The organism is Saccharomonospora sp. CUA-673 (assembly GCF_001942305.1).
Lineage (GTDB): Bacteria > Actinomycetota > Actinomycetes > Mycobacteriales > Pseudonocardiaceae > Prauserella.
In genome coordinates, this window is the sequence record NZ_MKKE01000005.1 from 111,012 (window position 1) to 122,768 (window position 11,757).

Annotated in this window: 11 protein-coding genes, 1 tRNA gene and 2 pseudogenes; 6 read left to right on the top strand and 8 right to left on the bottom strand. The window is 70.5% G+C overall.

Features of this window, described 5'->3' with window-relative positions; all coding sequences use genetic code 11:
* Positions 1 to 7: 7 nt before the first annotated feature.
* The 6 genes from BJF85_RS03410 to BJF85_RS27045 form a co-directional block, all read right to left on the bottom strand.
* The gene (locus BJF85_RS03410; protein WP_075845714.1) at positions 8 to 793 is read right to left on the bottom strand and encodes an MBL fold metallo-hydrolase; all 786 of its coding nucleotides are present in this window, start codon (positions 791 to 793) and stop codon (positions 8 to 10) included.
* 47 nt (positions 794 to 840) lie between these two features.
* A complete protein-coding gene (locus BJF85_RS03415) occupies positions 841 to 1,554 on the bottom strand; it encodes an NUDIX hydrolase (RefSeq protein WP_075845736.1) in 714 nt (237 codons plus the stop codon).
* A gap of 187 nt (positions 1,555 to 1,741) precedes the next feature.
* A complete protein-coding gene (locus BJF85_RS03420; RefSeq protein WP_075845715.1) occupies positions 1,742 to 3,043 on the bottom strand; it encodes a hypothetical protein in 1,302 nt (433 codons plus the stop codon).
* A gap of 37 nt (positions 3,044 to 3,080) precedes the next feature.
* Entirely contained in the window at positions 3,081 to 3,710 is a 630-nt protein-coding gene (locus BJF85_RS03425; RefSeq protein ID WP_075845737.1) for a hypothetical protein, read from the bottom strand.
* Between the two features lie 2 nt (positions 3,711 to 3,712).
* On the bottom strand, positions 3,713 to 4,168 hold the full coding sequence (locus tag BJF85_RS03430; RefSeq protein ID WP_075845716.1) for a RidA family protein: 456 nt from the start codon (positions 4,166 to 4,168) through the stop codon (positions 3,713 to 3,715).
* 8 nt (positions 4,169 to 4,176) lie between these two features.
* Positions 4,177 to 4,338 (bottom strand): DUF4177 domain-containing protein, encoded by a 162-nt coding sequence (locus BJF85_RS27045; protein WP_005466698.1) that lies wholly within the window; start codon positions 4,336 to 4,338, stop codon positions 4,177 to 4,179.
* A gap of 41 nt (positions 4,339 to 4,379) precedes the next feature.
* Here BJF85_RS27045 and BJF85_RS03440 point away from each other — a divergent pair, with 41 nt between their 5' ends.
* From BJF85_RS03440 to BJF85_RS03450, 3 genes and pseudogenes are all read left to right on the top strand, one after another.
* Positions 4,380 to 4,628 carry a hypothetical protein gene (locus tag BJF85_RS03440; protein ID WP_075845717.1) on the top strand — a complete coding sequence of 83 codons (249 nt, stop codon included), beginning with the start codon at positions 4,380 to 4,382 and terminating at the stop codon, positions 4,626 to 4,628.
* Positions 4,629 to 4,646: 18 nt separating this feature from the next.
* A pseudogene (locus BJF85_RS03445) lies at positions 4,647 to 5,649 on the top strand (ArsA-related P-loop ATPase).
* Between the two features lies 1 nt (position 5,650).
* The gene (locus BJF85_RS03450; RefSeq protein WP_075845718.1) at positions 5,651 to 6,784 is read left to right on the top strand and encodes an ArsA family ATPase; all 1,134 of its coding nucleotides are present in this window, start codon (positions 5,651 to 5,653) and stop codon (positions 6,782 to 6,784) included.
* 79 nt (positions 6,785 to 6,863) lie between these two features.
* Here the strand turns inward: BJF85_RS03450 and BJF85_RS03455 are convergent, their stop codons facing one another.
* The gene (locus BJF85_RS03455) at positions 6,864 to 7,157 is read right to left on the bottom strand and encodes a WhiB family transcriptional regulator (protein WP_075845719.1); all 294 of its coding nucleotides are present in this window, start codon (positions 7,155 to 7,157) and stop codon (positions 6,864 to 6,866) included.
* 302 nt (positions 7,158 to 7,459) lie between these two features.
* Here BJF85_RS03455 and BJF85_RS03460 point away from each other — a divergent pair, with 302 nt between their 5' ends.
* From BJF85_RS03460 to BJF85_RS03470, 3 genes and pseudogenes are all read left to right on the top strand, one after another.
* The gene (locus BJF85_RS03460; protein WP_139320439.1) at positions 7,460 to 9,577 is read left to right on the top strand and encodes a transglycosylase domain-containing protein; all 2,118 of its coding nucleotides are present in this window, start codon (positions 7,460 to 7,462) and stop codon (positions 9,575 to 9,577) included.
* A gap of 18 nt (positions 9,578 to 9,595) precedes the next feature.
* A pseudogene (locus BJF85_RS03465) lies at positions 9,596 to 10,548 on the top strand (metallophosphoesterase).
* A gap of 67 nt (positions 10,549 to 10,615) precedes the next feature.
* A tRNA-Pro gene (locus BJF85_RS03470) sits at positions 10,616 to 10,689 on the top strand.
* Between the two features lie 361 nt (positions 10,690 to 11,050).
* Here the strand turns inward: BJF85_RS03470 and BJF85_RS03475 are convergent.
* Positions 11,051 to 11,641 carry a LamG domain-containing protein gene (locus BJF85_RS03475; protein WP_255375358.1) on the bottom strand — a complete coding sequence of 197 codons (591 nt, stop codon included), beginning with the start codon at positions 11,639 to 11,641 and terminating at the stop codon, positions 11,051 to 11,053.
* Positions 11,642 to 11,757: the final 116 nt, after the last annotated feature.

Below are 11,757 nucleotides of genomic sequence, written 5' to 3' on the forward strand. Positions count from 1 at the left end.
CCTCGGGTCAGGGGCGGAGGTAGGCGAGTTGGGCGGTGACGCTGCTTTCGGCTGCCGGCCACAGGGAGCGGTCGACGTCGGCGTAGACGTGCTCGACGATCTGCCTCGGCGACGCGTCCGCACCCAACGTCTCCAGTGCCGTGCGGATCTCGTCGAGACGCTGCTGCCGGTGCCTGCGGTACTGCTCCACCGTGTCGACCAGGTCGGGCCGCTCCGGGCCGTGCCCGGTCAGCCCCAGCGCACCGGCGGGCAACGTGCCGAGCAGGTCGAGCGACCGCAGGTAGTCGCCGATGTCCTCGACGACGGTCGTCCCGCGGCCCAGCACCGTGTCGCCGGTCAGTACGTGCGTCGTCCCGTCGTGGTCGAACCGCAGCGTCACCGAATCACCGCAGTGCCCCGGCGTGTGCCACACGGTCAGCTCCAGCCCGGCCGCGCGGACGACGTCGCCGTGCCCCAGCGGATCCCCGTCCCGGCACAGCCCCGGGTCGAACGCACGCACCGGCGCGCCCGTCCGCTCGGCCAGCCACGGCGCACCGTCGGAGTGGTCCGGGTGGTGGTGGGTCAACAGGATCAGCTCGACGTCGCCCGCCGCGGCCACGACCCGTTCGAGGTGCTCGGTGTCCAGGTACCCGGGATCGACCACCACGCTCGCCTCCGCGGCAGGTGCCCGCAGGATCCACGTGTTCGTGCCCTCGAGCGTCATGTGCGACGGGTTCTCCTCGAGCACCACCGCCGCCGCCGACGTCACCTCCCGCCGCGTCCCGTACGCGGGATGCACGACACCACCAGTCATCGAACCTCCGTTCACAGAGCCACTTCCGGTCCCGGTCCCACACCGGACTACAGCTCGACCAGCACCATGCCACCGCCGCTGCCCTCGACGGGTGTCGGCATGAGCTTGGGTACGGGCGTCCGGTCGACGGCGAGCGCGTCGGCGACCGTCGCGCAGCGTGCGAGGTCCTCGAGCATCGCCCACGTCGGTGCCATCAACATGCTCCGGCCGGCGCGGCCATCGGCCATCGCGCCCTCCGGGGTGCGCCATCCCGATTCGGACGCCTCCGACGTCGCACCGTCGGCGACCTGCCCGTCGGGCAGCGCGGCCACGAAGAACCGGGTGTCGTAGCGGCGCCGTTCCTGTTCGGGCGTGACCCAGTTCGCCCACGGGCGCAGCAGGTCGGCGCGCACCGTCAGGCCGGCGTCGGCGAGGAAGGCCGCGAGCGACAGCTCGCCCGCGACGAGGGCCGCCCGCGCGTCGGCGTAGCCGGAGGTGTCGGCGACGATCCCGTCCGGGCCCGGCCCGGCGAGCAGTACGCCGACCTCCTCGAACGTCTCTCGCACGGCCGCACACACGAGCGCCCGCGCCATCGCCTCGTCGCAGCCGAACCAGTCCGCCCACCGCGCGGGCGGCGGTCCGGCCCACGAGAGGGAGGCGTCGGCGTCGCGCTCGTCGACCCCGCCGCCGGGGAACACGGTCATGCCTGCGGCGAACTTCATCGCCGCGACCCGTCGCTGCAGGAACACCTCGACGCCGTCCGGGGTGTCCCGCACCAGCATCACCGTCGCGGCGTCCCGCGGGACGACAACATTCCCGGGAGCGACATCCCCCGGAGCACCGTTCCCCGAGGCACCGTTACCGGAGACGTCGCTCGAGGAGGCGGCACCATCGCACGCAGCACGGTTCGTCGACACGTCCTGCAACATACCGCCGGACGCGCCCGCTGTGACCCACGTTCGGCGTGGGTCAGCTCCCGTTCGCGGCCGGGCCGTTCGTGCCGTTGGAACGCTGCCGCTCGGCCTCCGCGCGTTCGCGGTGCGCCAGTTCGGCGTGCAGTTCGCGCAGCAGCTTGCGGTCGCGGTCGGTGAGCTGCGGGTCGTCGAGGTTCAGGTCCGGGATGTTGGCGAGGTCGTCGGTGCTCAGGTCCGCGGACGCGAGGGCCTTGCCCTTGTCCTTGTCCTGTGCGATCGCCGCGCGCAGCTGGGCGACCTCGGCGCGGGACATCTCCGTGGTGTCGGCCGAGCGGTTGTCCTCCTCGGCCTCCGGCGACGGCTGGGGGAACGCGACGACCTGACCGCCCTGGTCCTCGGCGGGCAGCTGTCCGCCGGACGCGTCGCTCAGATCGCCGCCGTGGCCGAGGTCGCCGCTGTCCTCGGTGCGCAGCGAACGACGGCCCTCGCGACGGCCGCCCGACGACGGGGGCGCCGCGGTCCAGCTGGAGGAGGAAGAAGACGGTGCCGGCGTCGAGACCGCGGGCTCGGGCACCGGTGCCGGTTCGGGGACCGGGGCGGGCTCCGGCTCGGCGGGCGGGGGCGGGGGAACGCTGGCGGGTCCGGTGGCCCGTGCCGGCTCAGAACGAGCCGGCTCGGCTCTTACCAAGTCTGCCCTCGCGGAGTCCCGCGCCGTGTCGGGCCCGGCGAGCCACACCGGAACGCCGGAGGAGAGCGCGCCCTCGTGGTAGGCGCTGCGCTCGGAGCCGGCACCGGTGACCTCGACGACCGCGCCGATACCGGCCTTGCGCAGCGCGTCGGCGACGCGGAACGCGACGGCGGGCGGATGCGCCTCGGGACCGATGTCGACGAGCACGACCCGCTGCGGCAGCGGGCCGGGCACGGCGCCTGCGGGCGTGTAGCGCCACACGGCGTGCACCGAACGCAGGTCGGGCAGCACGCGCAGCACGCGGTCGAGCGCCTCGCCGATGCCGGCGTCGGGCTCGTCCTCCCTGCTGAAGCGGTGCTCGGTCGCGGCGATGTCGTCGACGACGGTGAGCTGGTCGGCGAGCGTGGGCTCGGACCGGCTCATCTCGAGCAGCTGCGCCAGTTCGCGCTGTTCGCCCGGCCGCACCGGGATGCGACCGGCGATCAGCGAACCGACGGTGAGCTCGGCGGCGTCGTCGAGATGTGAGCGGGCGACGAGTTCTCGCGCCTCGGACAGCGCGCTGTCGTCGAGCCTGCCGGCGAGGCCGAGCAGGACGTTGTACAGGCGCAGCGGGACGCCGAAGCCGTCGTGGTCGCCGGGGAACCCGGTCGACCCTGGAACGTCCACCATTCGCCGCTCCTCCCTCTCGCCCGCCGGCCGCGAGCGCTTATGCGGGTACCAGTTGCTGACCGGCGCCGGCCGCTCCCGCGCACACGAATCTCGAGTTCGCGAGCGCTTCGGAGTGGTAGGCCGGAAGCTCGAACTTGACGGGAAGCACCTCCACGCACGGGGCTTCGTCGCCCAGCACGCGCAGGACCCGCTGCAGTTCGCCGGTCAACCGGGGCAGTCCGGACACCGCGGTGACGAGCAGGATTCGCTTCGCCCCCTCAGGGCCGGTCCCGCGCTCCTGTCGCCATGCTTCCCGAACTTCACCCACTTCGGGACGCCGTCGCAACGTTGCGTCGATCACGGCGCCTGCCGAATCGACGGAGTTCACCCAATTAGGTGTACTCGCGGTGAATGTGTACCCGCTCTCTGACGGTGCGTCTACCCCGAGCGTGGAACTGACCTGGTGCCAGTCCGCCCCGTGCGGGATCAGCCCGGCCACCATCAAGCGGTACTCCGCCTGGTCCAGGTCGACTCTGTGCTTGAGCAAAGTCTTCGGCAGGACGCGCGCGAGCGTGCTCGCCGCACCCTCGCCCAGCCAGTCGCGGAACCGCCACACGAGGTTGTCGGGCAGCCGACCCGACAACCGCAGCAACAGCTCGTGACACGCCTGCTCGACGTCCGGATCCAGCATCACGCCACCTCCACGATCAGTTCGACCTCGACCGGGGCGCCGAGCGGGAGCTCCGCGACGCCGACGGCCGACCGGGCGTGCGCGCCCGCGTCGCCGAAGACCTCGCCGAGCAGCTCGGACGCGCCGTTGATCACCGCGGGCTGGCCGTTGAAGCCCTCCGCGGAGGCGACGAAACCCGTCACCTTCACGACGCGGGTGACCGCGTCGATGCCCACGAGGTCGTGCACCGCGGCCAGCGCGTTCAGCGTCGCCGTCCGCGCGTGCGCCTTGGCCTCCTCGGGGCTGACCTCCCCACCGACGTTGCCGGTGGCCGCCAGCGCGCCCTCGACGAACGGCAGCTGGCCGGACGTGTACACGTGCGCGCCCGTGCGCACGGCAGGGATGTAGGACGCGACCGGGGCCGCGACGGCCGGAAGCGTGATGCCGAGTTCGGCGAGCTTGCTGCTGGCGGTCATGGCCGGCCTCAGTCCTTCGGGCGCTTCAGGTAGGCGACGTGCTGCTCCCCGCTCGGGTTGGGCAGGACGGTCACCAGTTCCCAGCCGTCCTCGCCCCACTGGTCGAGGATCTGCTTGGTCGCGTGGATCAACAGCGGAACCGTGGCGTACTCCCACTTCGTGGCACTCATGGCCGTCACCCTAAACGGCAACTGCCAGTAGTGTCCGGCGCGTGGAAACGTGGCGGATCATCGCGAGCGCTCTGCTCGGCATCGTCGGGTTCATCGGTGTGCTGATCGTCATGGCGCGCGTGCGCGAGAAGACCGGCAGCGGGCAGGCGGTCGGCGTCACCGGCCTGGTCGGCGTCACCGCGCTGGCCCTGACCTGCGTACTCGCGTTGACGGTGCTGCCCGCCGCCGTCGCGTGGGGATTGACGGGCGTCGTGACCGTGATCGTCGCCGTGCTGGCGTTGGCGAGTTGATGTCCTACGCTGCTCGGCGTGACCACCACGCTTGCTGGCTGGACCGACGAGCTCGCCCGAACCCGGCTGCATTTCGTGACCGGCAAGGGCGGCACTGGCAAGACGACGCTCGCCGCCTCCCTGGGGCTCGCGCTCGCCGGACTGGGCAGGCGGGTGCTGCTGGTCGAGGTCGAGGGGCGCCAGGGCTTTGCGCAGCTGTTCGACACCGAGCCCCTGCCGTACGCCGAGCAGCGGATCGCGTCCGCGCCGAACGGCGGCGAGGTGCGGGCGCTGCACATCGACGTCGAGGCGGCGCTGCTCGAGTACTTCGAGATGTTCTACAACCTGGGTTTCGCGGGCCGCACGCTGCGCAGGATGGGCGCGATCGAGTTCGCGACGACGCTCGCGCGGGACTCAGGGACGTCCTGCTCACCGGCAAGATCAAGGAATGCGTCGGGCGCACCGACTCCGACGGCAGGCACTTCTACGACGCCGTGGTGGTCGACGCCCCGCCCACCGGCCGGGTGGTGAAGTTCCTCGACGTCACGCGGGCCCTGACCGACCTGGCCAAGACCGGTCCGATCCGGTCGCAGGCCGACGGCGTCGTGCGGCTGCTGCACTCCGGTGAGACTGCGGTGCACATCGTGACACTGCTCGAGGAGATGCCGGTGCGCGAGAGCCTCGAGGCGGTCGCCGAACTGGACGGTGCCGACCTGCGGCCCGGTGCGGTGCTGATCAATCGGGTCCGCCCGCCGCGGCTGCCCGCCCGGTCGGTGACCGCGGCCGCCGACGGCCGGGTCGATGCCACGCGCATGCGCAAGGGCCTGGTGGCGGCCGGTCTGAACCTGTCCGACGAGACCCTCGACGGGCTCGTCGCCGAGACCGTCGAGCACGCGAGCCGCGTCCAGGCCGAACAGGCCGCGCGGGAACAGCTCACCGAGAGCGACCTGCCGTCGCTGGAGCTCGGGGAGCTGTCGGGCGCGTCGACGTCGCCGCGCTGTACGAACTCGCCGAGTCGCTGCGCGCGCAGGGGGTGCGCTGACGTGGCTCCGGCGAAGGACCTCGACGTCGACGCGCTGATCGACGACCCGGACACGCGGGTCGTCGTGTGCTGCGGTTCGGGTGGTGTCGGCAAGACGACGACCGCGGCGTCCCTGGCACTGCGCGCGGCCGAACGCGGCAGGCAGACGGTGGTGTTGACCATCGACCCGGCCCGCAGGCTCGCCCAGGCGCTCGGCCTGCGCGAACTCGGCAACCACCCGCGGCAGGTCACCGTCGACGGATTCGAACCGGACGGCGAGCTGTGGGCGATGATGCTGGACATGCGCCGCACGTTCGACGACATGGTGCGGCGGCACGCGGGCCCCGAACGCGCCGAGCAGCTGCTGAGCAACCCCTTCTACCAGACGATCTCCACGTCGTTCTCCGGAACGCAGGAGTACATGGCGATGGAGAAGCTGGGCCAGCTCGCGGCGACCGGCGACTGGGACCTGATCGTCGTCGACACCCCACCGAGCCGTTCGGCACTCGACTTCCTCGACGCGCCGAACCGGCTCTCGGCCGCGCTCGACGGGCGGATGATCCGCCTGCTCACCGGCCCGGCGCGGGCGGGCACGTGGGGTCTGCGCAAGGTGATGAGCGCGGGCTTGTCGATGTTCGCCAAGGCCGTGTCGACGATCCTCGGCGGGCAGCTGCTGGCCGACGCGTCGGCGTTCATGCAGGCGTTCGACTCGACGTTCGGCGGCTTCCGCGAACGCGCGGCCAAGACGCAGGAGCTGCTGCGCTCGGCCGGGACGTCGTTCGTCGTCGTGGCCGCCCCGGAGGCCGACGCCCTGCGCGAGGCGAGCTACTTCGTGGAACGGCTGTCGGAGGAGTCGATGCCGCTGGCCGGGCTCGTGGCCAACCGGACGCATCCGGTGCTGGCCGACCTGACCGCCTACGACGCGCTCGCGGCGGCCGAATCGCTGGAGAAGGGCGGCGCCAACGCGCCGCTGGCCGCGGCCGTGCTGCGCCTGCACGCCGACCGTGTCGAGCTCGCCCGGCGGGAGACGCGTCTGCTCGAGCGCTTCACGCGCGCGCATCCGGACGTGCCGGTGACCCGCGTGCCCGCGCTGGCCACGGACGTGCACGACCTCGCGGGGCTACGGGACATCGGGGCCCGCCTGGCCGGCGGGTGAGCCGGGCCGGGACGCGACACTGCGTCCCACCCGAACCCTGGCGAACCGGTGGACCCCGAGGGCCCGCGACGGTTCGCCGTCAGCCGCTCGCGGCCGGTTCGTACTCGCGCTTGGCGGACTCCAACAGATCCGACCAGTTGTCCACCTCGGGACGCTTGCGCAGCAGCGCCCGACGTTCGCGTTCGGTCATCCCGCCCCAGACACCGAAGTCGATCCGGTTGTCGAGGGCCTCGGCGAGACATTCGGTCCGCACGGGGCACCCCATGCAGATGACCTTGGCGCGGTTCTGTTCGGCGCCGCGGACGAACAACCCGTCCGGGTCGGTGTCCCTGCAAAACGCCTGGATCCGCCAGCTCGACTGGTTGGTGCTCATCACAACCCCCAGCTCCTACCCTGTCGTTCGTGCTCTCACGGTCCCTCCAACGGCGCTTCCCCTGATAGCGCCGTCTCGTGAGGTGTTGACGGACTGTAGGCGTGGTCGGTTCCCCCGCCAAGCGACGAATTGGGGATTTCTTTTCGCGAATGACCTGACGGTCAACCACAGGTGTCTACAACGTTTCACCCCGAGCGACTGTGCGGTCCCTACCAATCCGCCATCCGGGTGAGACCGGGTTGCCAGGGGGAGGCGGGCCGAGCCAACCCGCACGTCACGTCCCGAATGCGTACCCTGGTCACGTGCGCAATCGAAGCGGTCTGCTGAAGATGTTCGGACTCTGCCTGTTGGCCGGCGTCCTGGTCGCGGGCGTCCTGTTCCCCGTCGCCGGGCTCGCCGGTGTCATCTCCAACCAGGCGAGCGAGACCGTCGAGTCGACCTCGGCCGAACTCGCGGACGAACCGCCGCCCCAGCTGACGACGATCACCGACAAGAACGGCGAGCCGATCGCGACGCTGTACGACCAGTACCGCGTGCCCACCGCCCCGGACGAGATCTCCGACGCGATGAAGTGGGCGCTCATGTCCATCGAGGACCGCCGCTTCTACGAGCACAACGGCGTCGACTGGAAGGGCACGCTGCGCGCCGCGGTCAGCAACAGCTCCGGCGGCGACACGCAGGGCGCCTCGACGCTCACCCAGCAGTACGTGAAGAACTACCTGATCAACGTCATCCACCGCGACGACGAGCTCGGGCAGCAGCGCGCACAGGAACAGACCATCGGTCGCAAGCTCAAGGAAGCGCGCATCGCCATCCAGCTCGAGACCCGGATGAGCAAGGAGGAGCTGCTCGCCGGGTACCTGAACGTCGTCGAGTTCTCCCGCCAGATCTACGGCGTCGGCGCCGCCGCGCGCGCCTACTTCGACACCACGCCCGACCAGCTCGACGTCAAGCAGTCCGCGCTGCTGGCCGGCATGGTCAACAACCCGGCCGTCAACGACCCGTGGAGCAACCCGGAGGCCGCGACCCAGCGGCGCAACATCGTGCTCGACTCGATGGTCGACAACCGCAAGCTCGCCGAGGAGGACGCCGAGCGGATCAAGAACGAGCCGCTGGGTGTCGTGCCGGGCGGGCCGAACAAGCCCGCCGCCAACTGCGTCGGCGCCGGTCCCGAGCACGGCTTCTTCTGTCAGTACGTCGAGGACTACCTGACGACGCACGGCATGGACAAGGAGGAGCTCTACAGCGGCGGGTACACCGTGCGCACGACCCTCGACCGGCAGGCCAACCGCATCGCCAAACGCGCCGCCGAGGAGCAGGTGTCGAAGACGCAGGACAACGTCGCCAACACGTTGTCACTGGTCACGCCCGGCAAGGACCGGCACGAGGTCGTCGCGCTCGCGGCCAACCGCGACTACGGCATCGACAAGGAGGCGGGCCAGACCATCTACGCCCTGCCCTCCAGCACCGCGAACGTGACCGGCGCCGGCTCGGCGTACAAGATCTTCACCGCCGCGGCCGCCATGCAACAGGGCCTCGGCATCTTCGACTCGCTGCCCTCTCCCGGCTCGTACACCTCGTCGCGGTACACCAACGCGGGCCAGCCCTACACCGTCGGCAACGCCAGCGACAGCTACCCGGCGAACATGAACCTGCAGACGGCGTTGGCCACCTCGCCCAACACCACGTTCGTGCACCTGCTCGACCGCACCGGCATCCGGCCCGTCCTCGACATGGCCTACCGCCTCGGCATGCGCAGCACGATGACGTCCAACGCCGCCAACGGCGGACCCGTCGACGCGGGCAACGAGAGCAACGCGTGGGGCATGGAGCAGCGCGAGTTCTACGGTCCGCGGGAGAACTCACGCGGCATGCCGGCGTTCACCCTCGGCGTCAGCCCCACCAACCCGCTCGAGATGGCCAACGTCGCCGCGACGATCATGAGCGGCGGCACCTGGTGCCCGCCGACCCCGATCGCCGAGGTCACCGACCGCAACGGCCAGCCCGTGTCGATCGAGGAAGAGCCCTGCGAACAGGCCGTCAACGAGGACCTGGCCAACAGCCTCGCCGAGGCCATGAGCCAGGACAGCGTCAACGGCGGCACCTCCGCCGCGGCCGCCTCCGACGTCGGCTGGACCCGGCCGATGATCGGCAAGACCGGAACCACCCAGTCGAACGCCTCCGCCGCGTTCGTCGGCGCCACGCCGCAGATGGCGGGCGCGTCGATGGTGTTCAAGCCCGACAACCCGGCGGGCGGCATCGTCGACGGCGGACCCGGCAACGTCTACTCCGTCGGCGAAGGCAACGGCAACATCTTCGGTGGCCGGACACCCGCGCGGACCTGGTACACCGCGATGAACCAGATCCTCGAGGGCCAGCCCGAACGGCCGCTGCCCAGCGCCAGCCCGCGCTACGAGTAAGAGAGTCCAGAGAATCCGTTGAAGCGCCTCCTGACCACCACCGCGGCCGCCGGAGCAGCGACGCTCGCCTACGCCGTCGGCATCGAACGCAGGAACTGGACGTTGCGCACCGGGCAGCTGCCCGTCCTCGACGACGACGCCTACCCGGTGCGCATCCTGCACATCTCCGACCTGCACATGCTGCCCGGGCAGAAGTCCAAGCAACGCTGGGTCGCCGAACTCGACGAACTCGAACCCGACCTCGTCGTCAACACCGGCGACAACCTCGCCCACCCGCGAGCCGTGCCGTCCGTGCTCAACGCGCTCGGCCCGCTGCTCGAACGGCCCGGCATCTTCATCTTCGGCAGCAACGACTACTACGCGCCCAAACCGAAGAATCCCGCCCGCTACCTCATGCCCAAGGGCCGCAAGAAACGCATCCACGGCAACCACCTGCCCTGGCGCGACCTGCGCGCCGCGTTCCTCGAACACGGCTGGCAGGACCTCACCCACCACCGCACCACGTTCGACGTCGCAGGCAGCGCATCTTCGCCGCCGGCGTCGACGACCCCCACCTGCGCCGAGACCGCTTCAGCGAGATCGCCGGACCCGTCGACGAGGAGATCGTCCTCAAACTCGGCATCACCCACTCGCCCGAACCGCGCGTGCTCGACCCGTTCGCCACCGAGGGCTACGACCTCGTCCTCGCCGGCCACACCCACGGCGGGCAACTCCGCATCCCCGGTATCGGCGCACTCGTCACCAACTGCGAACTCGACCGCTCCCGCGCCCGCGGCATCTCCCGCTGGGGCTCCGACATGTGGCTGCACGTCTCCGCGGGCCTCGGCACCTCGCCGTACGCACCGGCACGATTCGCCTGCCCGCCCGAAGCCACCCTGCTCACCCTCGTGCCCCGCGGCACCGACCCGTCCCGCAAAGCCACCAGGACCCGAAGGACCACCCGCCGCAAGGCGCGCAGCGAGGTCCGCTAAACTAGTCGGCGACCCGCTCACCGGGGAACTCTCCCGGTGAACAGCATCGAACAGATGCAGCACCAATCGGGGTGTGGCGCAGCTTGGTAGCGTGCCTCGTTCGGGTCGAGGAGGTCGTGGGTTCAAATCCCGCCACCCCGACGAAGGAGGGAGACCTCTGCCCACGGAATGCGTGGGCGGGGGTCTCCTTCTTTATTACTGTGGGGGCCCAGCCCCCACACCCCCAGACCGGCGGGCTCCGCCCCCGGACCCCCTGCCTGTGGTTGCGTTTCGTTCGTTTCCTTGCGTTGGGTGTGGGGGTTCGGCCGAGTTCGCTGCGCTCACCGGCCTCCGTTCCTCGCCGTGTCAGCACCTCACGTCGCCGTGTCAGCGTTTCGCGTCGCCGTGTCAGCACCTCACGTCGCCGTGTTGGCATCCTGCGTCGGGGTGGGGGCTCCCGAGGGCCCTTTGGTTGCGTTGAGTGCGACCATCGGGCCCTCGGGAGCTTCGGGTGGCGGGTGGGTCAGTTGGCTTGGAACCTTGCGTATTGATCGGCGATCGTCGTGGGGGTCGCCGCCTTGTCCAGGAACATCAACGAATCCATCCGGCAGTTACACGGATTCTTCTCCGCATCGTTCTGCGGATAACTACCGCCGATCTTGATGCCCCGCGGGTTCGTCGCACTCGACGGCGAACCGTCCACCTGCCACGGATCCCCGTCCTTGACGTAGAAACCGGGCACCGGCTCGCCGTTGCGATACAACGCCATCTCGCCCGACGTGTAGTCGAACGTCGCCGCCAGATGCACCCACTCGCCCTGCGGCAGCAGCTCACGCCAATCCTGCTGCGCGGCGAACATCTGCGACTCACCGCCGTCCAGACGCCGGCCGAGAGCCACCAATCGCATCTCGCCGTCGACCTCGATCAACTCCAACAACGCGCGCACATCGTGGCCGTCCGAATCGCCACTCAACACCCCGGCCAACCCGACCGAGTTGTACCGCGCGCCCGGCTCACCCGCCGACGGATCGGGACTCGGGTTCTCACCCGTCATCTTCACCCAACCCATCACCGTGATCCCGTCGACCGCATTGAACGCCTTCAACGACTCCACACCGTCCGCGTCGCCGTCCTGACTGGGCCCCGTTTGGTGGTCCAGTGGTTATGAGAGTGCGGGTTGGTTGGTGATCCACTGCTCGCGGAAGGTGGTCGGGGGTTGGCCGCCGAGCG

Bases quoted from the DNA above. Each gene is read 5' to 3' on its own strand.
- BJF85_RS03410 (WP_075845714.1), bottom strand. From the start codon at position 793: ATGACTGGTGGTGTCGTGCATCCCGCGTACGGGACGCGGCGGGAGGTG.
- BJF85_RS03415 (WP_075845736.1), bottom strand. From the start codon at position 1,554: ATGCTGGTGCGGGACACCCCGGACGGCGTCGAGGTGTTCCTGCAGCGA.
- BJF85_RS03420 (WP_075845715.1), bottom strand. From the start codon at position 3,043: ATGGTGGACGTTCCAGGGTCGACCGGGTTCCCCGGCGACCACGACGGC.
- BJF85_RS03430 (WP_075845716.1), bottom strand. From the start codon at position 4,168: ATGACCGCCAGCAGCAAGCTCGCCGAACTCGGCATCACGCTTCCGGCC.
- BJF85_RS27045 (WP_005466698.1), bottom strand. From the start codon at position 4,338: ATGAGTGCCACGAAGTGGGAGTACGCCACGGTTCCGCTGTTGATCCAC.
- BJF85_RS03455 (WP_075845719.1), bottom strand. From the start codon at position 7,157: ATGAGCACCAACCAGTCGAGCTGGCGGATCCAGGCGTTTTGCAGGGAC.